This is a genomic window from Psychrobacter communis, assembly GCF_014836505.1.
Taxonomy (GTDB): Bacteria; Pseudomonadota; Gammaproteobacteria; order Pseudomonadales; family Moraxellaceae; genus Psychrobacter; species Psychrobacter faecalis.
The window spans coordinates 1-26,960 of record NZ_JACSQR010000017.1; the positions used below are offsets into that span (position 1 = coordinate 1).

Below are 26,960 nucleotides of genomic sequence, written 5' to 3' on the forward strand. Positions count from 1 at the left end.
GCTTTTACGCCAAAGGTCAAACCACTACTGAGATTGTCGAAACCATCAAGGACATCTACGACGTCGACATCTCAAGCTCTCTTGTCTCAAGAGTCACTGACAATATCTTAGACGACATCACAGCTTGGCAGAACCGGCCGCTGAGCAGTGTTTATCCTATTGTCTATCTAGACTGCATTGTCGTCAAAGTACGTCAAGATAAGCAGATCATTAACAAAGCTATTTATCTGGCGCTAGGCGTGGGACTCGACGGCAGAAAAGAGCTGCTTGGTATGTGGCTGTCAGAGAATGAAGGCGCTAAGTTCTGGCTAGGTGTTCTCACTGAACTACAAAACCGCGGGGTACAAGATATCCTCATTGCCTGTGTCGATGGCTTAAAGGGCTTCCCCGATGCCATCAACACGGTTTATCCAAACGCTCAGGTTCAGCTGTGTATCGTGCATATGCTGCGCTATTCAATGAAGTTCGTGCCATGGACGGATAAGAAGAAAGTAGCGGCTGATTTAAAAGCCATCTACGGTGCTGATACGCTTGAGATGGCAGAGGCCAACCTTGAGCACTTTGATGAAGTATGGGGCAAAGAGTACCCGCATGTCATCAAGTCTTGGCGTAATAACTGGGAGGGCTTAACGGTGTTCTTTGGTTATCCTAAAGACATCAGAAAAGCCATCTATACCACCAATGCGATAGAGTCGCTAAACAGTGTGATTCGAACGGCGGTGAATAAGCGTAAGGTGTTTCCCTCTGATCAGGCAGCATTCAAGGTAGTCTACCTAGCAACTCAGCAAGCATCCAAAAAGTGGTCGATGCCGATTCGTAACTGGACGTCTGCTCTGAATCGCTTTATGATTATGTTTGATGACCGTATCAGTAAGCATTTAATCTAAATGGCAGTTACACAGAATCTGGGATGGGCTCTATTCTTTCCTATTTTCATAGTTTTTCCCTATCTATTGTGCTAATAGTTCAGGTCTAACTTGTATCGTTCTAGCCCTACCATTAGTTATGATTTTGATATAACCCTCGCTTTCTAATACCTCAGCTATCAACTCAAAGTTATGCTTTTTCCGTAAGTGCTTAGGACTAACCTTACTTTGAGCCGTTGAGTAAGCCAGTTGATTGACTGACTGTCTATTACAATGCTTGACCAGCCAACCTATGAGCTTTTGCGCGTCATTATCTCCAGCTTGAGGCTTGTCAGTGTATCTTATGCGCTCACTCATTGAGTAGTCAGTCAATAATGTAGCTCTATGTATGTCATCAGCAGATATGAAACGCTGGCCATTGAAGTAAGCCAGTATTGAGGCGATACGACTGGCATTTTCATGTAAGCGTCTGGCATAGCTTGCGTATTTCTCAAGCTGACCGCCTTTGCATAATTGGCGCTCTTTAGCGGTTTGGTAGTCTGCTAATGCTTTTCTTGCCTGTCTGTTCTCAAAGGGCATATCAAATCGGATGATCCTACCCTCGTCGTCAGTTCTGATAATGCCTTGGCTAGGGTCTAGTAACTCACGGCACCGCTGCCAGTAGGCTTGTAATCGAGTGTCAAGGTTAGGCTTAGCGTCTAGCCTTTCATCAGTGTTATAAACGAGCTTACCGTTCATATTGTCAGGAAAGGCGAACAAAAAGCGTGGTAACAATCCTTGTTCATTCATAGCGCTATCATTGAGTGCTTCAGCTATGACAGACGGCTGCCCTTGCAAGTCGAGCGTAAACCGAACCCCGTTCATACTATTTTGCTCTATGCTGTCGTAGCGCGGTGATAGAAGCCTGTCAAATGAGCCATCACTCCATATATCGCACAGCTGGCTTATGTTACTTTTTGCCGTGTCACTGGTTAAGCTATGACCACTTAAAAACAAGGCAGCTTCAGCTGTTGACCATGCTATATCTCTAGTATTTCCGATCAGCATGTGGTCTAAAAAGCCTTGGATAGTGCCAGACTTCACCAAAAGTATAAACTGCTTAGGTTTGGGGTTTTCAAGTAACCATACTTCTAAATCTTTCTTTAGTGTGCTGGTTTTTTGTGCTTTCCATTCATCTAGCAACTGCCTGTCTTCCTTGCGTTTGTCTTCTTGATAGCTCACAAGCGCCTTGTGGCTAAAGCCTACAGTGCGACTTTTACCACTACCACTATCGCCTTCAGTAAGTATAAATAGGGATACAGGCATAAACTTATCACCTAACACATAAGGCGCGTTGATATACTGCTGAATAATGGTAGCTAAAGCGCCTAACATGCCATTTCCAGCCATCGCTGAGGCAACTTGAGCATGATAGATAATGGATTTTATTGCATCGTAAAGTATATCGCCGTTCTTGCCCCAGGCTTCTATCGGGTAGGGTGTGGCTTTACTGTCAGGGTCAGCTATATCGCCCAGCTCTCCCCATGCTTCAGCTAGCAAGTCTTTAACTATTGTTTCAGGGTCGCTCAAAACATCATCAAGCGTCTGTTCATTAGCCAACGATAGCAGTAAATCAAAAGTAGTTATAATCGCTTTAACGTTTACGCCTAGAAGTGGCTTAGTTACTTCATCTTTTTTATCAATGGTAGTAGTAACAATAACTTGCTTAACCTCAGCAAAGTGCTTGACCATTTTGTTAAAGTGAAAAGGGTTAGCACTGACTAGGATAGTCACGTTTAGCCCTTGGCTTATCAGTGCTTTAAATAGCTCTATACCATCATCTAGGCTCTTTACCCCGTACCAGTCACTATCTAGGTTAAGACTGCCAATGATAAAGGCGCTTGGCGTGTTTGGGTCTGTCACCTCGATAGGTGCATCACTGTTAGGCGTGTAAATAGCTAGGTTTGCTGGCTGGTTCATGTTGTCACTGAGTATCAAGCCCACTTTGCCAGCAGTGTTGATTATATCGCTTTTTCTATCGCCATTATGAATAGTGAATGTATTGCTAAACTGTCTTAGCTTATCGTCTTGGTCTAAAGCTATAAGGTTGGTGATAATCTCATCATCTGCTATAATTGCATGGCTAGTTTGCTTTGTAGAGCCTAGTAAAGTATTAAGCCCCTTGTCATCAGCTTGGGGCTTTTTGCTGTTACCTTCCTTCATTTCTACCTCCACTGGTTCTTATATTCGTGGAAGTGTTACTAGTGTGTTTATTCAACCAATCGAGAACTTCGGAGTTTTTCCAAGCCACTATTGTTGGCGATAAGCGGATGCTCTTAGGAAATCTACCGTCTCGACTCCATTCATGCAATGTGGTTCTCGAGAATGGCAAAAATGGCAGGATGTCTTTAGCTCGCGACATGCCCTGTGGTGCTAAGGTGGGTATAGTTAAGATCTTATGGTTACTAGCAGAGACATCAATTAACGATTGACTTGAGACGATCAAAGAATTATTACAAATTGGGGTAGTCATATCTCCAACTCCTTTTAAGTTAGATACGGACAATAGCGGTATGCTACTGCTGATATGACACAGCTTAAGTCACAGCACATGGGTGACTGCAACGGGTAACCCTGAAATTATAGGGTAACCCTATGAGGGTAACCCTATGTGTTAGGCCTTAAGTATCATTCTTGTCGGACTCTAAAATAGATTTTAATTTTTCTAAATCGGAAGATTGCTTCTTATCTTGAGGGGTAGTTATTGTTTGGAGTCTTTCTATTAAAGCCACAGGAGCTGAGTCTTTGGTTAACCCCATTTTTATTGCTATGTTACGAAAACGGTCAGAATGTTTAGTGAGATGTTGACTTGTTATTTCATCAGAAGCATACATTTTTTCCCACATAATTATGGCAATGTGCAATTCAGGTGGGTAAATATAGGATTCCATTGACTGCCAGTCATGTACTAGTGATAACTCTGTATTGTTCTGTGCTAACGTCTCTCTTAGCTGGTTATTTTCTTTTTCTAGTTTTTGAATAACTTTTTTATAAGAAAGTTGAGCTTCTGAGTCACTAAGTCTTTTATCATCTTGTACACGCTCACAATTAAAGTCTGAAAGCAACTCTATATCTAGCTGCTCTATATTTCTTACTTTGGCAAGCTCATTTTTTGGAAGGAAGTGATTTGAAAGATCAAACTTATTCGATAATTCAGTGAATTTGAGTGGTTCAAGTCCATCATCAGTTAAAAAAACAATAAAATCGTGGTTAATATCGTGATAACCAATTGTAATAGTTTTTTGATGCACTAGTATTGAGTCAGCATCTAGCCCTTGAACAAGATACGTAATGACATCGTCCTCGTTGCCATCCGAATGATTGGTGATAACCTCAATTAACTCGCTCACGCTAATATATAAATCGTCATTGAATAAAGGGTTTTTTTTTGTTAACTCTGCTAACGATTTCATCCTTGAGCCTTATAAAAGTTCGGGAGTAAGAATTGTAAGCCAATGATTGCCTAAAAGTGTGTTTTAAAATGGGAGTTTTTTGAACTAACTGTTTTGCAATTTTATAGCTATAAAATATTTCTGTTGGTGAAGGAATTATCGATATAATCAGCCCACTGGCTCATCATATCTCTACGATAATCTAAGTGCTGCGCCCCGTTATAAGCTTTACTTATCTTATTCTCTTGTTCATGTGCTAGCTGTAGCTCTATAGCTTCATGCATATAGCCTTGCTCGTGTAGGGTAGTGCTAGCCAGCCCGCGAAAACCATGCCCTGTCATTTTATATTTATAACCCATCTGATAAAGAGCATTAATAAAAGCATTTTGGCTGTAAGGTTTGCGAGTTGAAGGGTTGTAGAATACATACTGCTCTGAAAAATTCAGGTCTTTAATTTGTTGTAAGATCTCTATTACCTGTGGTGCAAGAGGCACAATGTGCGGTCTATCCATTTTCATTTTGTCCGCAGGTATGCGCCAAGTATTATCGTTCCAGTCAATTTCTGCCCATTCCATGAACCTAAGCTCATTGGTTCTTACAAAGGTATAGCATAAGAACCATAGACCTAGTTTGACTGTAATATGTCCAGTGTAGTCATTGATATCTTGTAAGAGTTTTGGTAGCTCTTTTGACGTAATACGGCTGTGATTTTTCGTTTTATGCGGTTTAATTGCCGCTGATAAATCTGCTGCAGGATTTGACGTTGCCACACCTATGCGAATAGCATGCTTAAATATTTGTCCTACTTCTGCCATTATGCGCCGTGCCATCTCATTAGCGCCGCGTGCCTCTATACTTTTGCCAATCGTTAAAATATCAGGTGAGGTAATGTCGTCGATTAGTTTATGGCCGATAACTGGTTTAACGTCGCGCATGTAGGCTGAATAGTTACGACTAAACGTACTTGTGGCTAAAAAGGTTTTACGGTCTGCATACCACGCTTGAGCAATGGTATCGAAAAGTCTTGAGCCATCTTGTTCAGCAATTTTTTCTTTCTTTTTATCTTTTGGGTTAATGCCTTCACTGATCAGCTGCTTTATTTCTAAATTACGCTGGCGTGCTTGTTGTAATGTGATTACTGGGTATTTACCTAAGGTAAGCGACTGCTGCTTGCCCTGCCAGCGGTAGGCGCTAACCCAGACTTTATTTCCTGTATGTCTTACCCATAGTTGGAGACCATCGCCATCACTGTGTTTATCAGGACGGCTAGGGGTGCATTTTTCACTTGGGGTTAGTTTGTTGATAATCGTATGGGTTAGTGACATGTTGGTATATCTCCGTGTTGGTATAATCTATACCAACAAATATACCAATATTCTATATAGTTCGCCACATATCAAGATATTCGTAAATCTCGCAAAACCGCATAAAAAAAGGCTTGCCGTATTGCTACGAACAAGCCTGATTTGATATATGGTGGGCCCAGTAGGACTTGAACCTACGACCAAAGGATTATGAGTCCTCTGCTCTAACCAACTGAGCTATGGGCCCTTTAGACGCACAATGATACCTGATTTTTATATATTTTCAAGTAAAAGATAGAAAGTATTACCGATTTCTTTAGTAAAACATTAGTTCTCTGCTAAACATGACCGCCAGCCAATGTCAGGCTACGACCACCATCGACGGCAATTATTTCACCAGTCACATAACTTGCCCGAGCCAAATAAAGCACACTATGGGCGATTTCCTCAGGTTTGCCTATCCGCTGCATAGGAATAGAGTCGATGATGCTTTTTTGCTGCTGCGGGTGAAGTGCTTGGTCGCTATCTGCTTCTGGCAAGATATTGACGCCGGGAGCGACGCCATTGACGCGTACATCAGGTGCCATATCAAGCGCTAAAGACTGTACCATCATTCGATGCGCCGCCTTTGCCATATTGTAGACGGCATAATTTTTAAAAGGTTTATTATGCGCATGGATATCGAGTAGGCTAATGATGCAGCCCTGCTGTGCCCTTAAATAAGGATATAAGGCTTGGCTTAATAATAAAGGCGCTTTGGCGTTGGTTAAAAATAATTCATCCCACTGAGCGTGATTGATATTACCAAGCGGACTTGGGTAAAAGCGAGAGGCGTTATGCACTAGGACATCAAGCTGGCCAAAAGCTTGCATAATGTTGCGAGTAAATCGCTGTAGTGTCTGACTATTATTAACAACTGCCAAATCTGAGATGATGACGACCGCGCTATCAGGGCGACTGTTATTCAGCGCATCCGCTAGGACATTGGCTTCTTGCTCACTATGATGACAATGAATAATGACGCGGTAGCCTTGCTCATGGGCGGCACGAACAATAGCTGCACCAATACGCTTAGCGCCACCAGTGACTACCATTACGGGCGCTGAGGTATTAGAATATTTTGATTGGCTTAAGCTAAATTCTTGGTTCATATTAAAGGTGTTTTTATTATGTATAGTAGAATTGCTCTAAAATCGATACAGTGCGACTGGGATGAATTTTTCGTAGCCTCTGTGATAACAGCAAGCAAGGAAAATTTATACCAGTCGCAAAAATCTATAACGTGTCGCTTTTATTTTGCACTGACTATAAATTGCTAGTTGAAAGTGCTTGTCTACAAGACAGGTTGTGTTTGTAAATGCTCAATTCTACGTTGGCGTAATGCTTCGCCAATCGCTGGACCTTTTAGATTCTGGTCAATATTATCCATGCTAATAGCATGAAAGCTATTTAAGGCGAGCATCATTTGGCGGTGCTGTATCGCCAATTTTAAAACATGACTGGTGACCAAAAGCTGCGACAGTTTATCCGGCGCTTTATGAGCGCTACAAGCTTGAATAAGATCGATTTTCTCGGCGGCGCTCAGCTGGTCTATGCGGCTAAGATTTTTCGCTTGCTGCACAAATAAAGTGGCAAACTGGCTATGCGCTTTTGGCACCTTTGTACTGTTTCCTATCCCATGAATACCTTTAACCGCTGCCTCTATATTAACCGAAAGAGTTTCTGTAGAGTTTAAAGTAAATAAATCTGTGTTCAGACTGGCCATTAATAACGCCCAGCGCTGCGATAAATTTAATTGCATTTGACCGGCGAAATACAATGCGGTTTGTACAATCTCTCGTATTTGATCGTACTGTTTATCATTCCAAACTTGCTGTAGTGGAGCAAAATACTCCGTCAACGCCCCAATCTCAAACAGCTGTTGCCAATATACCTGCGGCGATACTTGCATCATAGCACGGCTCGATTCTTGCCAAATACGCTCACTACTTAGATGCGCAAGCTCGCCTGAACGCACCAACTCACGCATCAATAGCAAGGTTTCATCGGCAATACTAAAGCCCAAATCATAATAGCGGCCATAAAAACGGGCGGTGCGCAGTACCCGTAATGGGTCTTCACTAAACGCGCTTGATACATGACGCAAGGTTTTGCTATGAATGTCGTTCAAACCGCCATAGTAATCGACAACGTCGCCACTTATCGGCGTATCATCCATAAGGCTTTTAACTTCTATTGCCATAGCGTTGACGGTCAAGTCGCGACGTTGTAAGTCTTCACGTAACGTCACATCAGGGCTGGCATGTACGCTAAAGCCTTGATAGCCTCGCCCTTGTTTGCGTTCTGTACGCGCCAGCGCATACTCTTCATGACTAATAGGATGCAAAAATACTGGAAAGTCTGCGCCCACTTGCTGAAATCCTGCATCCAGCATATCTGCGACCGTCGCGCCAACGACGACAAAATCCTTGTCTTTGATAGGACGACCCAATAATTGGTCACGGACAGCGCCGCCGACGAGATACACTTGCATAATAGTCTCTTTATAATTATTCAATATTTGCCATATTATTCTACCCAAAAAAAACCAGTCAACACCGATATAAGTATTGACTGGTTTTAGTATAGCAGACGGTTTCTATAAATGAACGCTAGAAGACCGTCGTAATAAGGCGTTTATATATGACATAAACGACTATTTTTGCTCATTGATTAAGTCTTGAGCTTCAGTAACTGCAAGCGCTGTCATATTGACCACACGGCGTGCTGTCGCTGATGGAGTTAGGATATGCACAGGTTTGCTCGCGCCTAGCAAAATAGGTCCAATAGACGCACTGCCAGTTGCCGTTTTTAGTAGGTTGAAAGCAATATTTGCTGAATCAAGCGTTGGCAAGATAAGCAAGTTTGCTGAGCCTTTTAGGTTGCTTGATGGTAAGTCATTGGCACGGATATGCTCATCAAGTGCTGCATCCCCTTGCATCTCACCGTCGAAGTCAAAGTCCACATTCATTTCTGTCAGTAGCTCATACACTCGACGCATTTTTACTGCGCTTTCGCGGTCTGAGGTACCAAAGTTTGAATGCGAAACCAAAGCCACACGCGGCGTAATATTAAAGTGACGTAACTGATCGGCTGCAAGTACCGTCATTTCAGCCAACTGCTCAGCCGTTGGGTCTTCATGGATGTAAGTGTCGGCAATAAAGATATTACGATCTTGCATCAATACCGCGTTCATCGCATAAAAATCGCTGACGCCTGCTTTTTTGTCGATAACTCGGCTGACGTATTTTAAATGCAGATGATAGTAGCTAAAAGTACCACAAATCATGCCATCAGCATCACCGTTTTCAACCAGTAGGGCACCGATTAAAGAAGTCTTACGGCGGACATCACGGCGCGCAAGCTCAATACTGACACCATTACGTTTATTTTTCTCGTAGTAGCCTTGCCAGTAGTCTTTATAGCGTGGATCATCGTCTTGATTAATAATGGTGATGTTTTCGCCATCTTTTAGACGCAGCGCCAATCTTTCAATGTTCTTTTCAATGATGGCAGGGCGACCAACCAAGATTGGATGCGCCAATTGCTCATCAACGACCACTTGTACGGCAAGCAGTACGTTGCGGTCTTCGCCTTCACAGTAAACAATGCGTTTAGGATCGGCTTTCGCGCGGGCAAAGATAGGCTTCATCACGAACGCTGAGTTATAAACAAACTCAGACAAGCGTTGACGATAGGCTTTCATATCAGAGATAGGCAGGGTTGCTACGCCAGAATCCATCGCCGCTTTGGCAACCGCAGAGGCGATTTCGATGATTAAGTTTGGCTCAAGAGGGCCTGGGATAAGGTAATCACGGCCAAAGCTTGGCGTACTCTCAACGTTTTTCACGTTATTCATTGGTGTCGCTTCAACATGCGCCATAGCCGCGATGGCTTTTACGCAAGCGATTTTCATCTCTTCATTAACCGCTGTCGCCCCAACGTCAAGTGCACCGCGGAAGATATAAGGGAAGCATAGCGCGTTGTTTACTTGGTTTGGATAATCTGAGCGACCGGTTGCCATGATAACGTCTGGACGTACGGCGTGCGCCACTTCTGGCATGATTTCAGGCGTTGGGTTGGCAAGGGCAAAGACGATTGGGTCTTTTGCCATACGGCGCACCATGTCTTCAGTTAAGGTGCCAGGCATTGATAGGCCTAAGAACATATCGACATCATCCATCACTTCTTCGATGGTAGTGGCGGTAGTATTGCGCGCATAACGCTGCTTGGTTTCATCAAGGTTTTCACGGCTGGTGGTAATGATACCGCGTGAATCTGATACAAAGATATTGTTTCTATCTACGCCAAGCGCACAAATGATATCCAAGCAAGATATAGCTGCCGCACCTGCGCCAGAGCAGACCACTTTAATCTCTTCGATTTTTTTGCCAGTGATAAGTAAAGCGTTTAGCATCGCTGCGGCAACAATGATTGAGGTACCGTGCTGGTCATCATGGAATACCGGAATGTTCATGCGCTCACGCAATTCGCGCTCGATTTTGAAACATTCTGGGGCTTTGATGTCTTCAAGGTTAATACCACCAAAAGTAGGCTCAAGCGAGGCGACGGCTTCGATGAACTTATCTGGATCATTTTGGGCAATTTCAATATCAAAAACGTCAATACCAGCAAATTTTTTGAATAAAACCCCTTTACCTTCCATGACAGGTTTAGAGGCCAATGGACCAATATTCCCTAAACCAAGCACCGCAGTACCGTTGGTTATCACGCCAACCAAGTTGCTACGAGCAGTATATTTAGCCGCTAACGCTGGATCTCTTTGAATCTCAAGACAAGGTATCGCAACCCCTGGAGAGTAAGCAAGTGCCAAATCACGTTGGTTGGCCAGTTGCTTGATAGGCGTAACTGAGATTTTACCGGGGCGCGGAAACTCATGGTAGTGTAAGGCAGATTGTTCAAACTGCTCTTTTTCCGTAGTAGGGGTGTCCGTATTCAAAGTGATATCGTCATTCATAATAATTGCCATGGTTGGAATAATTGGAATAAAGTAAATGGTGATAAAAACCAATGTCTATGCTTCATTATCATGACTATGATAATTAAGGCACATTTATACTAAAAAGGTCGTGCTCGGCGACTAGACATCAGCGTAAAAACAGCAATCTCACAGGAAGCGTTATTCTAGCACTATTGGTATTTCACTGCCTAGTCAAGTCATCTCAATTAGGTGAATAATATAATAAAATGATATTCGTTATTTCGCTGTTTGATAATGGCAAAAAACGCCCCTCGATATCAACCATAATTGCCTAATGTTTCAAAACATTACAGAATAGCAGCTTGTCCGTATTCTCTTACGAAGAACAGCTGATTGGCATTTGCGGCGCATGTGGCGCGGGCGGCATGGTATCGAGCTCAGTGGCGATGTCTTGGACGTTGTAAGGATTGGCAAGTAAGTCAAAGACTCGATTTAACTCTTCAAATTGGCCTTGTTCCGCCACCGTAATCGCCCGCTGTGCCACACTATTACGTAGTACATAAACCGGATTATTGCTATGCATTTGTTCAATAGAGGCTTCGCTAGATAACGGCTCTAGCGCTGCTAAATACCTTGTTGACCATTGTTGCCAAACGTGCTGTGCCTCATTATTAAACTCAGCAGTCATTTTTGCCAGCAATTCTTGCTCATACGGATATTCATTTGGCGCGACCAAACCCAATAGCGCGCGGAAACTGTTGCTATAGTCGAGCAAATTGTCTTCTAACAAGGTTAACCACTCAAAAGCAAGGGTCAAACTTTCTTTAGTGTGAGGCAGCCCAAGCTTACGGCAGAGTCCTTGCTGGTAATGCTGCATAAAGGTCGCTTCATACGGCGCTAGGCAATCAGCCAAGGTATCGCGTGTTACACCATTTAAGCGCATAAAGTGCGGGAGCCAAATATTTAAGTTCCAATGACCGATAGCAGGTTGGTTTTGATAGGCATAACGACCAGTATGGTCGGAGTGATTGTTAATCCACGCAGGGTTAAAGCGCTCCATAAAACCAAACGGACCAAAGTCTAAGGTACTGCCCGTAATCGATAAGTTATCAGTATTCATCACCCCATGGGCAAAGCCAATCAATTGCCAATCGGCAATCATACGTGCGGTTCGCTCAACCACCGCTTGTAAAAATGCTAAGACAGGCGCTTCACTATCACGGCATTCTGGATAGTATGTATCAATCATATAGTCGGTAAACTCGCCAAGTAAGTCGGGCGCAAAGCTTGCAATCCACTCAACATGACCGAGGCGAATATGACTGTCAGCGACGCGCATCAATGCCGCGCCTGCTTCCATACGCTCACGGCGGACACGTGTATCAGACACCACAAATCCTAAAGCATTAGACGAAGGAATGCCAAGCTGCGTCAACGCATGTCCGCATAAATACTCGCGAATGGTACTACGTAACACCGCGCGCCCATCGCCCATGCGAGAGTAGGGGGTCAGACCAATGCCCTTTAAATGTAAATCTTGTAATTTATCATTATTATCGAGCACTTGCGCCATGAGTAAACCGCGCCCATCGCCCAATTGTCCGGCCCACTGTCCGAACTGGTGACCAGCATAGGCCATGGACAGCGGTCGAAACTCAGCTGGCACGTATTGACCCCCTAATATTTCAACCCAACGCGCCATCAGCTCATCGTCATCGAGCCAGCCTAATTGCTTGGCAACTTCGGTGTTAAAGTGACCAGCGCGCGGATTGTCAAGCGGTGTCGGCTGCTGTTCATGATAAAGGCGAGTATCTAATGTGACGTAAGTATTTTGATAGCGCATAGGTGCGTTCCAATATAGAGGTATGTATTTTTAATATAAAAACTTAAGGTTAAAAGCGAGTAATGAAAGTGTTTAAAGAGAGTAATAAACTTACTATAGCATAGCCTTAATAATGCCGCGTTTCACTCTGTCCATCTCTTGTAATTGCTGTATAAACAATGAGTGAGCAGAAATAATGAGTGCGTAAACGAGTAGCGCACAACTCATGGCCGAAAAAAGCCCCCTATCTTTACAGATAGAGGGCAGGAGAAACGTACAATAAAAAGTAAAACAATAAATCTATAAAGGCTTAAGCGGCTTTTGGACTTTGACCGATAGAGCGAAACGCCGTTTTTAGATTGCTATTATGCGCCAGTATTTTTTGCTCAACTTTGGCATAGTCGTGCTTTAGCATCTCTTCAACTTCATGCAGGCGATCAGCAAACTCGGTCTTTTTTAGCTCAATAGTTTTGGCTTTTAGCGCTTGCCATTCTTCGACCGTTTGCGTAAAGGCTTCGTATTCAAACTTGATACGATCTTGGAAACTCTTCATCGCATGTGGAATATCTAGACCGTTCGCAGTAACACTATCAATCTGCTGTTGAGCCTTTTTGAACTGCATTTGCACTTCAGCATGCTTAATGGTGGTGTCGTCAACCGTGCGTAATTCACTGGTTAGCCCAAGTTTAGATAAGCCCAAGATAAGCCATTTAGTTGGATCATATTGCCACCATTTCACGCCATTACGATAGTCGTATTGGAAGAAGTGATGATAGTTATGATAACCCTCACCCCACGTAAAGATAGCAAGGAAAAAGTTATCGCGTGCACTATTGGTATCCGTATAAGGACGCGTACCAAACATGTGGCATAGCGAGTTAATAAAGAAGGTAAAGTGGTGGGTCAGCACCAAACGCAGTAGACCTGCCAATACGAGCGTGCCCCAAACGTCACCGATTAACCAACCAACTGCCGCAACCATCGCAACGTTGGTAGCCAGTACCCATAAACCATAGTATTTATGCTGAATCTGTAGCACTTTATCTTTGGTCAAATCAGGAATGTTTTTATAATCAAAGCGACCACTAGGATAATTGCGTAACATCCAACCGATATGACTGAACCAAAAACCACGTCTTGCTGAATAAGGATCTTCCATGCGGTCATCAACATGACGATGATGCGTACGGTGGCCTGATACCCAGTCAAAGGCAGAGCCTTGAACCGCAAGGGTTGAGCCAAGTAATAGGAAGTTTTTTACCAAGGGATGGGCTTTATAAGCGCGATGCGACAATAGGCGGTGATAGCCTGCAGTGATACTAATACCGGTCCACACCATAAAGGCACCAAATACACCCCAAACCGGCGCACTAACTTGATGGGTCAACAGGTACCATGGCGTAATGACGGCAGCAGCAATAGGCGTCGCAATTAGAAAAATCGCTGGAACCAAGTTGATTGGCGACTTTTGAAATTCAAGCTCAAGCGGATCGATACCCTCATAGTTAGCGACTGCATTGGCATCTTTATAACCGCTCGTCGTCGCAAACTGCGTATCGGCAGCCTCATCAGTTTTGCTTTTGCCAGTATCAAGCCACGTCTTCACGCGCAGCGCCTGAGTGCCAGCATGCTGTATAAGCGTATCACCCGACTTCATGGCGAAACGCAAGCCCTTAAGTGGTAAGCCTATTACTTTTTTAGCAATCATGTAATATTCCTAATGATATTAATTTCAGCCTCCATATTACCCTAAAAGACTAGTAAAGTGAACAGTTATACACTAGAAAAATATTGCTAAATAACAATAACTTGTAGGAGTTATGGTAGTGATTAACCCAAATAATCCCTTACTTATCAGCAATTAAGTGATAGTGTAAGTAAAAAGATAAATATGTGTGCGATAGAAATGTATAAATGACTATCGAGCCAATTAATTAGCTGGCTTTTTTAAGCCATTTTCAAGCAAGTTTTTTGAAATATGACAAAAAGATAGGTAAGAAGTTCACTTACTTAGCGCGTGAGAAAATAGGTTGGATAATCGGTGATGATGACGTCGACTTGCCACGTAATAAGTTGTTTAATCGTTTCGCTATCATTGACGGTCCACGCGCTGACTGGTAAGTGATAACGATGACAGTGCTTAATGACTGCTTGAGTCAGCAATAGATAGTGAATACCTAGCTGGACGCAGCCAAGTTGCAGGGCAGTTTGCGGTGCGCTTAGCAAAGTTTTAGGGGTGCGAATCAGTAAGCCACGCGGAATGTGTTGTAAGGTTTTATTGCGTTGCAGCCTTGCGTGTAATTCGACATCGAAGCTGGTCAGCGCTATAGGCAAGCTGGCAAGAGGACTATCGATTAAATCTTGCATTAATGCCTTTATTAATTTGCCGTAATCCGTGCGCTCATGCGTCTTAATTTCAAGCTCAATATAGCCAAAACCTTTTAGCACGGATGCTATTTCGGCCAAAGGGGTAATCTGATGACCGGACTGCAAATAGCGCCCAATCTCGGCAAGACTCAACTGGTCAATGCAGGATTGTTGGGCGCACATGCGTAGTAAATTATCATCATGAAAGACCAGCAAGTGACCATCGGCGCTTAATTGCACATCAAATTCAACGCCTATCAAACCCGCGCTTTGTAGGTTTTGCGCCACTTTAAAGCCTGCTAAGGTGTTTTCTAGCGCTTCACCGCGTGCGCCGCGATGGCCCAATAAAAGGGTATTTTTAAAATTTATCATTATTAATAGCTATCAAAAATTCTTATCGCTATCATATCGTCTCTGCAAAATGGGGTCTAATAAAATATTTATCTGAGAACAGAAGCATTACTTAGATAGTGTAGTTATGAGTTGCAGCCACGACATAAAATATGTCTTTGTAGCTTTTTTGCAACCAAAGCAAGGTTTTGTACACAATGTTGGACGTTATTTGTATATCAATAGGCTACACTGATGACCATTTAAATCAAACGCCGTATAATAACGTGGTTTTCAAAAATTGCATGGCAATCTTTACTATACCGTCGTTACCATTTAAATGTCATGATGCGCGTGTAAGTTTTTGAATGTTAAAACACTGGCCGTCATTGGCGGTACGAATCAGGAAATTGGAGCAAAAAAAGATGAGCGTAGCAAATAAGAGTTTGAGCAAGTGGTATAAGGTTGCTGGTATTGGTATCGCCTGTAGTTTGGTACTTACAGGCTGTAACCGCTCAGAAAAAGAAGAGACCACAGAAACTGCCGAGCTAACCGAAGAGGCCGCCACTAACGAAAACGCTGCTGCTACAGCGGTAAGTTGTGATGATCCAATGGTACAAGATCGCCTCAAATCAGCCTTAAAAAATACGCTCAATCAACAAGCGCAAACCTTGGCAGCAAGTTACGCTAACGATGCTGAAATTGCTTTAAATGGTGGCGTTGTCAGTGGTAAAACCAATGGTATCGTCATCGATGTACAAAACGCTGCGGTATTACAAGCTACAAATGATAATGGTATGACTACCTGTCAGGCGAGTGTCAGCATGACTCTGCCAAGTGAAGACTTATACCAAGCCAGCCAGCTGCAATCCGCTAACAATCAGCCAAGCTTACAATCACGCCTAGCCAATGATAATATCCGTATCAATAATAACATGCTCGTTGACGATGCCTTTACGTATGTTGTTGGTACCCAAGGCGGTCAAGTACGTACGCGTATCGCTGGACAGCCAGCACTGCTGACCGTGGTATCAGAAGTAGTGGCAGGCTCAGCCTTTCAGACAGCGCTAGAAGAGCAGCGTGCCGCGCAAGCAGCCGAACGCCGCCGTCAAGCGGCACAAAACAATACCGAAAACCAAACTCGCCAACCAAGACCGGTAACGCCAGCGGCCCCTGTACGTCCAGCTGAGCCAGCTACGCCACCGACTGTCAATCAAAATAGCAGCAGTCAAAACAGTAGCCAGAACACGAGTAATCAGGATAATCAAAGCAATAACCAAGCTGCCCCAACGCCTAGTACTACAGCGCCTGCGACTCCAGCTGCACCTAAGTCAGTCCCTAAAGATGACAGTATCGATATGGTGATTATCGAAGATAAAGACGCGACTTATTAATTATTTATAAGAAGTCAGTTTCTATTGTTTAAGCCTAGCGTTTGAAATTCAAAAGCCCGCAACTATCGTAAGTCGCGGGCTTTTTGCTTGAATGGATTTTTAGCGGTTAATTTTTAGCAGTCAGTAAAAGCTAAACTATTTATTCTCAGCGAATTTTTGTAATACTTGACTGTCCCATAGCACTTCAGAAACTTGCTCAGGGTCGGTGCAAAAACGCGCAGCGACAAACAGCCAATCAGACAAGCGATTGATAAAGCTAACTGCCGTTGGACGAATGGCCTCGGAGCGCTGCTGCTGCAATAGCACCGCTTGACGCTCAGCACGGCGACAGACGGTACGTGCCACATGCAATTGACTGACCAACACTGAACCTGTCGGTAGGATAAAATCTTTTAGCGCCGGCAAGGTGCTATTCATCGCGTCAATCTGTTGCTCTAACCATGCAATGTGCGCGCTATTCACGCCTTCATATTCTGGCATGGCAAGCTCGCCACCAATATTAAATAGCAGATGCTGAATAATCACTAAGGCTTGGGCAAAGTCGGCTTCTTTTGTCGCGTCAGTCGAGTTTTGCGTCAACTGCGCGCGTACCAAACCAATATGTGAGTTAAGCTCGTCGACATCACCCATGACGCTAAATAGATTGTCCGCTTTACTCACGCGGCTGCCATCTGCCATGCCTGTAGTACCGTCATCGCCAGTACGTGTATATATTTTGCTTAAACGATTGCCCATGTTTTATCCTTAAAGGTTAGTGTTTATTAAAAAGTCAGTATTTTTTAGCATTGCGAATGTTAGTTATGCGCTCATTGTAGTATTTTACGAGCATTTTCGCTAAGATAATGGGTTAAGTTTTATATCGCTGTTTCCCTTAAAATGATAATGACGCTAAATATTGTTATAAATAAGCGTTTTCATTATCTAAGTGTGCAGTAAGAATATTTTCGTTTCACTCTTATTTTTTTTATCAAAAGGCTTTTTTACTATGACCACACCTCTTGCAGACGCGATGTCTCAGCTTGCCATTTATGACTCACTTAACGGACGCAAGCAGGTATTTAAGCCGCTGGTTGCGGGTAAAGTCGGCATATATGTGTGCGGAATGACGGTCTATGATTATTGTCATATCGGTCATGCGCGGATGATGGTTGCTTTTGATATGGTGGTACGCTGGCTGAAACAATTGGGCTATGAGGTTAATTATGTGCGGAATATCACCGATATAGATGACAAAATCATCGCTCGCGCAGCCGAAAACGGCGAAGAGATTGGCGCATTAACACAGCGTTTTATCACAGCGATGCATGAAGATTTTGCGGCCCTTGGCTGCTTAGCACCCGATGCTGAGCCACGCGCGACCGATTATATCGACGAGATGCAGCAGATGATTGGCAATTTGGTCAGTAATGATTACGCTTACGCTGGCGATAATGGCGATGTCTATTATGCGGTCGATAGCTTCCCTGATTATGGCAAATTATCCAAGCGCAATTTGGACGATATGCAAGCGGGCTCGCGCGTCGATGTCGAAAATGACAAGCGCAATCCGTTTGACTTTGTCCTGTGGAAAGCGGCGAAACCTGGTGAGCCACAATGGGCATCGCCGTGGGGCCAAGGACGTCCGGGCTGGCATATCGAATGCTCGGCGATGTCAACCAAATGCCTTGGTGATACTTTTGATATTCACGGCGGCGGTCATGATTTACAGTTTCCGCATCATGAAAACGAGATAGCACAATCGGAAGCGGCGACGGGCTGCGAATACGCACGTAATTGGATGCACGTTGGTTTTATCAATGTCGATGGCGAAAAGATGTCCAAATCGCTAAATAACTTCTTTACCATTCGCGATGTGATTGCCAAGTATCATTCTGAAACGGTGCGCTTTTTCTTGTTATCGAGTCACTATCGCAGCCAAGTCAACTTCTCAGACAAAGCCTTAGATGAAGCGCACAATAGCCTAAGCAGATTGTATCAAGCATTAAAAGCGGCTGAACAGCAAAAAGGACAAGCACTCATTATCGATGATGCGCTCACCAACTCTGCTTATGATAGCGCGGCAGGACAAGACTTTATCAAAGCCATGAATGATGATTTTAATAGCTCAACGGCAATCAGCGTATTATTTGGGCTGGCACGTGATATTAATAAAGCGATTAAAGGTGAAGAGGTAGAGCTTGCATGGCAATTGGCGCAGCAGCTGAAAGCCTTGGCGCAGACGCTAAATATATTGCAGCTGCCGGTACAGCAGTTTTTGCAAGCGGTCGTGGGTGAGGCGCAAGAAGGCGGTTTGTCCGATGACGCTATCGATGGATTAATCACCGAGCGTGCCGATGCCAAAACCAACAAAAACTTTGTCCGTGCTGATGAGATACGTGAGCAGTTAAAAGAGGCGGGAATTGAGCTTGAAGACAGCCGTGCGGGTACGACTTGGCGCCGTGCTTAAATCGTATTCTTGCTATAAGCAATTGTATCAATTAACATTTTACCCTCAAATTAAGTCAGCTTTATGCTGGCTTTTTTTGGTTCAGTGCATTAGCTTTATCTTATATTCAAAATTAATGCTTAACTCTACTAAATCATTTCATTAATCAGCCTAGAACCTTAACGTATGAAACATTCCTCTCAGTCTTTGATGGCTAAAAATACCCAAGCTCCGTATATGGGCAATAGGGGCGACGCTGGTGTTTCTGGTTGTAAGAGTCTAGATACTATTAAAGGTAGGCAGAAATTAACCGTGAGGCATTTGAACATACGTCATTTTATTTTCAGTATTTCCGTTATTATCCTAAGTATTGTCTATCTGCCAGCTTATGCGGCTAGTCATTCAGCGAATGAAAATTCAACGATCAACAATCAAAACGAAACACCTGCGCCAATCAGCGAGGCGCCAGAAAACATTGTTGACTATGCATCGCAACGGATCGATAAGATCAAAAAAGAGGGCGTCAGTGTCTCTGCGCTTGCCGAAGAGGTCATTAGTCCGTTTGAGAAAAAAACCGAACAGCAAGCGGGGGTATTACAGGGTGATTCCGGTCTGACTGGCGACTATAACGAAAGTTATTATGCCTTAAATAAGCTCAATGTCGGCTTGCCGCCACTATCTGAGCCACCGAATTTATCGACACCACTGGCAACACTAGAGTTTTTTCAATCGGCAGTTATCAAGCAGCAATATGATTTGGCTGCTTATGCGCTCAATATGAACTTGATTGACGAGGAGTTGCAGCGTAATCAAGCAATAGAGCTTGCCAAACAGCTCGATTTTTTATTGATGGAAAAAAAGCTGTATGCGTTTGATAAGTTGCCCGACCGTCCTGATGGTTTGATAGAACCGCCGCTTGGTAGCAATAATAGTATCCAAGGCATCCCTCGGCGCTCAATCCAGTTGGGTTATATCGACTATCGTGATCGCCGTGTGCCGCTGCATCTTGAGCGCGTACGTATCGATGACAGCCCGCCTTTTTGGGTGTTTTCTGCGCAAACGGTCGCCAATATCAATAAGCTGTATGAGCAATATCAGCCTGCCAAGTTTGAGCGTTATTTGCCCGACTGGACCAAATTAAAAGTCTTTGGCATTGCCATTTGGGAATTCATCGCGTTATTTTTATTCTTTTCTTTTACCATGGGCGCCGGTTGGTTGCTCAGTAAAGCGGCTGGTAAACTGCTCAATTGGTACGTTTTAGACAAAGAGGGCAATCGGCTCGCTACCATTCATCATAACGGAGTCGAAGACTTGGTCAATAAGCTGACCGTGCCTTTGACGTTTACCATCAGTTTTTCCGCGGTTTATACCTTGGTATCGGGCGGTTTTCCTTACTTAGATGCGCTTGCCTCATCGACACGCCCCATTATTTGGATTGGGCTGGTGCTAAGCGCCATGTGGCTGGGTACACGCGCCATTAATTTCTTTGCCAATCGTTATAAAGATTTGCAAATCGAGAATTTGAGCGAAGAGCAGTTTGATAAAGGCCGCAGTCGCCGCACCTATGTGTCTATTTTTCGCCGCGTCTTTATCTTTGTGATGATTTTAGGCGGTATTTGGATAGGTTTGAGTGAATTTACCAATATTGATGGTTTGGGTAAAACCTTACTTACCTCGGCAGGTATTGCGGGTGCGGTGATAGGTATTGCTGCCCAGCCTATCTTGGGTAATATCATCGCAGGCATGCAAGTCGCCATTACGCAGCCGGTGCGTATCGGTGATACGGTGATGATGGAAGGCGAGTGGTGCACAATCGAGGATTTGGGTTATACCTATGCGGTACTAAAAACCTGGGATGAGCGCCGCTTGATTGTACCGATGCGGCATTTTATCACTGAGATTGTAGAAAACTGGTCACATACCGAGTCGCATCAAATCTCAGTGATTTATTTATATGTCGATTATGGCGCTGATATCGAAGCGATACGACAAAAATATATTGAGCTGGTCAAAGACAGTGAGCTATGGGATAGTGATACCGAGCCTGAGATGTATACGGTATCGGTAACAGAGACTACTATCAAGCTACGCTGTAGCCAAGCGTCCGATAGCCCGCTCAATGCTTGGTTACTTGAATGTGAAGTGCGTGAGCGAATGCTAAGCTACTTATATAGTGAACAAAAGGATTATCTACCAGCGGAACGTTTTATCGTTAAAACAGAAACATAGTAAGGATGTAAGAGCATGGCAAAATAAAGGCATCATCTGGCAAAATAAGCTGACAAATATGTTATGCGAAGGCTTGCTTTATTTGTTATAATATGGCGTTATTTTTAAGGGATAATTCAGTTATTAAGCGTCGGGTAATCAGATGTTAGAAGGTTTAGAAGCGCGATATTAGCAACTCTACTTTCCTAAGCATTTTATTACCGCTGATAAACAGATAACATGCCGATTGATATCCGTATTTAAGGTTTGTTCCTCATGGTTTTTTCACAATTCTAGCCGCTTTATTTTGGCGTATTGATTTTGATAAAGCTTTTGTTTATCGACGTGATACTGCATTGCCCACCCATCAAAATAACCACCACTAGGGGTCTGTATGTTGCGAATTGTCGATGAAGCCTTAACCTTTGATGACGTTTTATTATTACCAGCTTATTCTGAAATCCTACCAAAAGCTGCTGATTTAACGACCCGCCTAACCAAAAATATCACTTTAAACTTACCGATGATTTCGGCTGCGATGGATACCGTCACTGAATCTGAGATGGCCATCACTATGGCGCAGCTTGGTGGTTTGGGTATTTTGCACAAGAGCATGGATATCGATAAGCAGGCCATGCAAGTACGTCGCGTGAAAAAATTCGAAGCGGGTACAGTTGTCGATCCTATTACCGTGCACCCAGAGATGACCATCGGTGAGCTGTTAAGATTGACTCAAGATAACAATATCTCAGGGGTACCTGTGGTTGAGAAGGGTACCGATAAAGTCATCGGTATCGTAACTCATCGTGATTGGCGTTTTGAGACCAACTTATCATTACCTGTCAGCCATATCATGACGCCAAAAGATCAGCTAGTTACTGTTAAAGAAGGTGAAAGTAACGAGAATATCAAAAAACTTCTTCACGAGCACCGTATCGAAAAAGTGATTGTGATTAATGATGATTTTCGTTTGCGTGGTCTGATTACGGTCAATGATTTCTCTAAAGCAGAAAATAACCCTAATGCTTGTAAAGATGAGCAGGGTCGCCTGCGCGTTGGTGCAGCTGTCGGTACTGGCGCTGATACCCAAGCCCGTGTTGAAGCTTTGATTGCCGCTGATGTCGATATCATCGTTGTCGATACCGCGCATGGTCACTCAAAAGGCGTGATTGATAAAGTTTCTTGGATTAAAAAGCACTATCCAAACGTTCAGGTTATCGGCGGTAATATTGCCACAGGTGATGCCGCTAAAGCATTACGTGATGCTGGTGCAGACGCGGTAAAAGTAGGTATTGGCCCTGGGTCTATCTGTACCACGCGTATTATCGCGGGTGTTGGTATGCCGCAAATCTCGGCAATCGATAGTGTCGCAAGCGCACTACAAGACAGTATTCCACTGATTGCTGATGGCGGTATCCGCTATTCAGGCGATATGGCAAAAGCCATTGCTGCTGGCGCGTCGTGCATCATGGTTGGTTCACTAATGGCGGGTACCGAAGAAGCGCCAGGTGAGGTTGAGCTGTTCCAAGGCCGTTACTATAAAGCCTATCGCGGTATGGGTAGCTTGGGTGCGATGTCAGGTCAAAACGGCTCATCAGATCGCTATTTCCAAGATGCCAAAGACGGCGTAGAAAAACTGGTACCAGAAGGTATCGAAGGCCGCGTACCTTATAAAGGCCCAGTTTCTGGTATTGTCAATCAGATGATGGGTGGCCTACGTTCATCGATGGGTTATACTGGTTGTGCGACCATTGAAGAGATGCGTACTAAGCCGCAGTTTGTCAAAGTCACTTCAGCGGGTATGAAAGAATCTCATGTCCATGATGTGCAGATTACCAAAGAAGCGCCTAACTATCGCGTTGATTGATCATCTCTTAACGCTAGTAAGATGTAGGTTATCGGCTCTGTAGCGTTGCCGTGACACCAAGATACAAACAGCCAACAATGATTTATTATTGTTGGCTGTTTTTTTTGTAAAATACAACATTAAACTCTTCTATCTATAACTTAGACGCCTTTTTATTATTTAGATGCCTTGTCTCGGTTTAAGGCTTATACTTGATGTATGTTAAAAACACTTCGCTAATGCTGGAGTGGGTTTTTAGTAGCCTTAAAAAGGATAAGGCGCATAGAAAGAGAGCAAAAAAAGAAAATTTATAGCAGCAGACAGTTTTAAAAGGGTTTCTACAAAAGCGATTGTCTATCAATTAGCTTCTTTTAAACCAATGACAGTCTGCGCGCCCGTTTGATTTTTTACTTTATAAAATTGAGGAACAATAATAATGAGTTACTTTGGCACTGATGGTATTCGCGGCAAATTTGGTGAGTTACCGATTACCCCTGATTTTATTTTGAAGTTAGGTTATGTGACGGGGCTGGTGCTGATAGAAAATAATAATAATCCTGCGCGCAAACCCAGTGTGGTGATAGGTAAAGACACGCGTCTGTCCGGCTATGTGATTGAAGGGGCGCTGCAGGCGGGCTTTAATGCGGCTGGGGTTGACGTCCATATGCTAGGGCCGCTACCGACGCCTGCTATCGCGCATTTGACCCGCAGTTTTAACGCCGATGCTGGTGTGGTGATTTCTGCTTCGCACAATCCTTATTTTGATAATGGCATCAAGTTCTTCTCAGGTGATGGCAAAAAACTGACCGATGAGATGCAAAGCGCAATCAATGATAAATTGACCGCAATTATGGATGCCTCAAATTCCGCTAATAATGCCATCATGCCAATTCTAGATCCGGCGCAACTGGGCAAAAACAATCGTATTAATGATGCGAAAGGGCGCTATATCGAATTTTGTAAAGGTAGCTTCCCTTATCAATATGACTTAGATCATTTGACCGTCGTCGTCGACTGTGCCAATGGGGCTGGTTATAGCGTTGCGCCACGCGTTATGCGTGAGCTTGGCGCCAATGTTATCGCAATTAATAACAAACCCGATGGTATCAATATCAATGCCAATTGCGGCTCAACCCATCCTGAGAGTCTGCAAAAAGCGGTACTCGAATATGAAGCCGATGTCGGTATTGCTTTAGATGGCGATGGTGACCGTATCGTGATGGTCGATGAAGCCGGTGAGCTGGTCGATGGCGATGGTATTTTGTATGTACTTGCTACTCAAGGTCAAACCAAAGCTGAAGGCGTTGTGGGTACCTTGATGAGTAACATGGGTTTAGAGTTGGCGTTAAAAGACGCGGATATCGCCTTTACCCGTGCAAAAGTTGGCGACCGCTATGTCATGCAAGAGCTTGAAGCCAAAGGTTGGATATTGGGCGGTGAGCCATCTGGTCATATTTTATGCTTGGATAAAAGCCGCACGGGCGATGCCATTATCGCAGGCTTACAAGTGCTGGCAGTGATGCAAGCACGTGGTAAGGCACTTAGCGATTTGACCGAAGGCTTTGAAGTGTTACCACAAAAACTGGTCAATGTGCGCTTATCGCAAATGCAAGATCCGTTTGAGCATGAAGAGCTTGTCGCAGCTTTTGATAAAGCGCGCGCTACTTTAGAAGGTCGTGGTCGCCTGCTTATCCGTCAGTCAGGTACAGAGCCGATGATTCGGGTCATGGTTGAGTCAGACGATGAGATAGAATGTGATGTGATGGCCAACGATTTGGCCGATAAAATCAAAACGGTTTTAGGCTAAACGTCTTGGTTAAATACACTTATATTAATAATATTTGAAAGTTAGCGAGAAACAATCATGAGTATGGATTTTACCGATCAGCGCCTATCGTATGAGAAAGGGCAACTCGACCAGCAGTCAGTACCAGATTCACCATTTGAGATGCTACACGCGTGGATGAATGAAGCGATAGCAGCAGAAGTGCAAGAACCTTATGCGATGAGTTTAGCGACGTGCGGCGCAGACAATAAGCCCAGCGTGCGTATCGTTTTGCTGCGGGAGATTACTGAAAAAGGCATCGTGTTTTATACCAATTATGAAAGTGCCAAGGGTCAAGATATCGCTGAAAATCCCAATGCCGAAGCGCTGTTTTTTTGGCATAAGCTTGAGCGTCAAATCCGTATCAGCGGCAGCATTGCTAAAATAGATGCTACTAAATCCGCGGCTTATTTCCAAAAACGTCCGCATGATAGTCAAGTGGGCGCGTGGGTTAGCCAGCCGCAAAGTGGTGAAGTTGCCAATCGCGAGGTCATGGAGCAAACGTTTGAGCAGTTGCAAAATGATTATCCAGCAGACAGTCAAGTGCCAACCCCTGAGTTTTGGGGTGGCTATGAGATTACGATTGAGAGCATCGAGTTTTGGCAAGGCCGTGCCAATCGTATGCATGACCGCATTGTTTATACGCAAGATAAGAGTGGCACGGGCGACGCGGCAAAATGGACAACCAAACGTTTGTTACCATAAAATTAGCTCATTTAAGCTAAAATCTACTGAAAATAAGATATTGCAAAAATCAAAAAGCCTCTTTAAACCTAACACGCTAGGCATTTAAAGAGGCTTTTTTTGCGCTGATTTTTAGCCTAATTTCTTGCATTAACTTCTTGCTTTGGTATCGACATTCACTGACACTGACATACCTGGACGTAACTGCGCAAGGTTAGGCTGGCTTTGGTCTAAATCAATTCTAACAGGAACGCGCTGGGCAATTTTGATATAGTTACCCGTCGCAGGATTGGCCGCGCCGGCACTAAATTCGCTGCCCGTTGCAGGCGAGATATTACTGACATGACCACTAAATTTGGCACCGCCAAGGGCATCGACATGAATGGTAGCGGGCTCACCGATACGCATATTGGCTACTTGCGTTTCTTTAAAGTTAGCAATAATCCATACGCCTTTTGGTACGATATACATCAGCTGCGTACCTGCGCTCACGTATTGTCCCTCTTTGACACTGATTTGACTCAGCTGCCCAGATTCTGGTGCCTTAATAACGGTATTGTCTAAATTAATCTGAGCTTGCTTAGCACCGGCTTCTGCACTCTTAATATTGGCATCTAAAGATGAGCGGCTACCGCTGGTCTTCTCGCTTGCCTCACGAGCCACTTGTAAATTCGCTTCTGCTTGTTGCACGTTGGCCTGCGCTTTTGCAAGTTGCGCTTTGATATGCGCCACTTCTGCCTTTGAGACCGCGCCGATAGCGTCTAAACCTTGATAGCGTTTGACATCCTCACGCGCACTGTCGACGCTGACTTTAGCACTATATAAGTCCGCCTCGCGTGCTTCGATTTGCGCTTGGCTGGTTCCTGTATCCTGCGCATTACTAGCGCGATTGGTCACAGCGATTTCAATGTTTGCCTGCGCTTGCTCAAGCTGCTGCCTAAAAGTACGATCGTCTATTTTGATTAATAAATCACCTTCTTTAACATTGGCAAAATCCTCAACCGCCACCTCAGTCACGTAGCCAGATACTTGCGGACTGATAATGGTGGTTTGGCCTTTAATAAAGGCATTATTGGTCTGCTGGATCGTCGGAGTAAAAGGCGGCAGCTTCCAAGCGTACAAAATTAAGGCCACGCCAATCACAATCAAGGCGATTAGTATGCCTAAATTTAAATAAGATTTCTTCTTTGGCGACCAGCCGTCGCTGCTAGGAATCGGCTCCTTTGGCGGCATGGACGACTCATCACTGTCAGTAAGATTATCATTAACAGTACTCTCGTCATTAACAATACTCTCATCATTTACGAGCCTGTCGTTAGCTGATTTATCTATATTGACCACAGCACTTGGATGATTTGTTGCATCAGGAGCATGATTGTCGTTGGTTAGCGCGTCAGAGGCAGGCTTAGGGTTTTGGTTAAGCTCATCAGATTTTTCTTGACTCATGCCGCGCTCCTAAAGTTTGAATAGTTATCAT

19 protein-coding genes and 1 tRNA gene are annotated in these 26,960 nt (G+C 44.0%); 7 read left to right on the forward strand and 13 right to left on the reverse strand.

All coding sequences use genetic code 11. The features are described 5' to 3' along the window. On the forward strand, positions 1–887 hold an 887-nt coding region (locus H9653_RS07370), incomplete at its 5' end, for an IS256 family transposase (RefSeq protein WP_191691563.1). A gap of 63 nt (positions 888–950) precedes the next feature. Here the strand turns inward: H9653_RS07370 and H9653_RS07375 are convergent. The 11 genes from H9653_RS07375 to H9653_RS07425 form a co-directional block, all read right to left on the reverse strand. Beyond that, positions 951–3,068 (reverse strand): DUF3987 domain-containing protein, encoded by a 2,118-nt coding sequence (locus H9653_RS07375; RefSeq protein WP_191691565.1) that lies wholly within the window; start codon positions 3,066–3,068, stop codon positions 951–953. Next, complete coding sequence (locus H9653_RS07380; RefSeq protein ID WP_191691567.1) at positions 3,055–3,378, reverse strand: helix-turn-helix transcriptional regulator; 324 nt, start codon at positions 3,376–3,378, stop codon at positions 3,055–3,057. Before H9653_RS07380 ends, H9653_RS07375 begins: the two co-directional genes overlap by 14 nt. A 148-nt stretch (positions 3,379–3,526) precedes the next feature. Then, positions 3,527–4,318 (reverse strand): hypothetical protein, encoded by a 792-nt coding sequence (locus tag H9653_RS07385; RefSeq protein WP_191691569.1) that lies wholly within the window; start codon positions 4,316–4,318, stop codon positions 3,527–3,529. Between the two features lie 107 nt (positions 4,319–4,425). Then, positions 4,426–5,622, reverse strand: a complete 1,197-nt coding sequence (locus H9653_RS07390; RefSeq protein ID WP_191691571.1) for a tyrosine-type recombinase/integrase — start codon at positions 5,620–5,622, stop codon at positions 4,426–4,428. Positions 5,623–5,771: 149 nt separating this feature from the next. Continuing rightward, positions 5,772–5,848 (reverse strand) — tRNA-Ile (locus tag H9653_RS07395). A 91-nt stretch (positions 5,849–5,939) separates the two neighbouring features. Next, on the reverse strand, positions 5,940–6,752 hold the full coding sequence (locus H9653_RS07400; RefSeq protein WP_191691573.1) for a pteridine reductase: 813 nt from the start codon (positions 6,750–6,752) through the stop codon (positions 5,940–5,942). A gap of 182 nt (positions 6,753–6,934) precedes the next feature. Then, positions 6,935–8,134, reverse strand: coding sequence for a tRNA nucleotidyltransferase (locus H9653_RS07405; protein ID WP_191691574.1), 1,200 nt, complete (start codon positions 8,132–8,134; stop codon positions 6,935–6,937). A 162-nt stretch (positions 8,135–8,296) separates the two neighbouring features. Beyond that, entirely contained in the window at positions 8,297–10,618 is a 2,322-nt protein-coding gene (locus H9653_RS07410) for an NADP-dependent malic enzyme (protein WP_191691576.1), read from the reverse strand. Positions 10,619–10,958: 340 nt separating this feature from the next. Next, positions 10,959–12,425 carry a protein adenylyltransferase SelO gene (locus H9653_RS07415; protein WP_191691578.1) on the reverse strand — a complete coding sequence of 489 codons (1,467 nt, stop codon included), beginning with the start codon at positions 12,423–12,425 and terminating at the stop codon, positions 10,959–10,961. 289 nt (positions 12,426–12,714) lie between these two features. After that, a complete protein-coding gene (locus tag H9653_RS07420; protein ID WP_225211654.1) occupies positions 12,715–14,112 on the reverse strand; it encodes an acyl-CoA desaturase in 1,398 nt (465 codons plus the stop codon). Between the two features lie 302 nt (positions 14,113–14,414). Then, the gene (locus H9653_RS07425) at positions 14,415–15,143 is read right to left on the reverse strand and encodes a glycerophosphodiester phosphodiesterase (protein WP_191691580.1); all 729 of its coding nucleotides are present in this window, start codon (positions 15,141–15,143) and stop codon (positions 14,415–14,417) included. A gap of 383 nt (positions 15,144–15,526) precedes the next feature. Here H9653_RS07425 and H9653_RS07430 point away from each other — a divergent pair, with 383 nt between their 5' ends. Next, positions 15,527–16,495 (forward strand): hypothetical protein, encoded by a 969-nt coding sequence (locus H9653_RS07430; RefSeq protein WP_191691582.1) that lies wholly within the window; start codon positions 15,527–15,529, stop codon positions 16,493–16,495. Positions 16,496–16,630: 135 nt separating this feature from the next. Here H9653_RS07430 and H9653_RS07435 read toward each other — a convergent pair whose 3' ends face one another. Next, on the reverse strand, positions 16,631–17,230 hold the full coding sequence (locus H9653_RS07435) for a cob(I)yrinic acid a,c-diamide adenosyltransferase (protein WP_191691590.1): 600 nt from the start codon (positions 17,228–17,230) through the stop codon (positions 16,631–16,633). A 250-nt stretch (positions 17,231–17,480) separates the two neighbouring features. Between H9653_RS07435 and cysS the strand changes: the two genes are divergently transcribed. From cysS to pdxH, 5 genes are all read left to right on the forward strand, one after another. After that, positions 17,481–18,941 (forward strand): cysteine--tRNA ligase, encoded by a 1,461-nt coding sequence (gene cysS / locus H9653_RS07440; protein WP_191691592.1) that lies wholly within the window; start codon positions 17,481–17,483, stop codon positions 18,939–18,941. 165 nt (positions 18,942–19,106) lie between these two features. Continuing rightward, positions 19,107–21,149 (forward strand): mechanosensitive ion channel family protein, encoded by a 2,043-nt coding sequence (locus tag H9653_RS07445; protein WP_225211655.1) that lies wholly within the window; start codon positions 19,107–19,109, stop codon positions 21,147–21,149. 373 nt (positions 21,150–21,522) lie between these two features. Continuing rightward, a complete protein-coding gene (guaB, locus tag H9653_RS07450) occupies positions 21,523–22,995 on the forward strand; it encodes an IMP dehydrogenase (RefSeq protein ID WP_191691593.1) in 1,473 nt (490 codons plus the stop codon). A gap of 415 nt (positions 22,996–23,410) precedes the next feature. Continuing rightward, entirely contained in the window at positions 23,411–24,781 is a 1,371-nt protein-coding gene (glmM, locus tag H9653_RS07455; protein WP_191691594.1) for a phosphoglucosamine mutase, read from the forward strand. Between the two features lie 63 nt (positions 24,782–24,844). Continuing rightward, positions 24,845–25,504 (forward strand): pyridoxamine 5'-phosphate oxidase, encoded by a 660-nt coding sequence (gene pdxH / locus H9653_RS07460; protein WP_191691626.1) that lies wholly within the window; start codon positions 24,845–24,847, stop codon positions 25,502–25,504. Positions 25,505–25,633: 129 nt separating this feature from the next. Here pdxH and H9653_RS07465 read toward each other — a convergent pair whose 3' ends face one another. Further along, on the reverse strand, positions 25,634–26,929 hold the full coding sequence (locus tag H9653_RS07465; RefSeq protein WP_191691595.1) for an HlyD family secretion protein: 1,296 nt from the start codon (positions 26,927–26,929) through the stop codon (positions 25,634–25,636). Positions 26,930–26,960 lie beyond the last annotated feature (31 nt).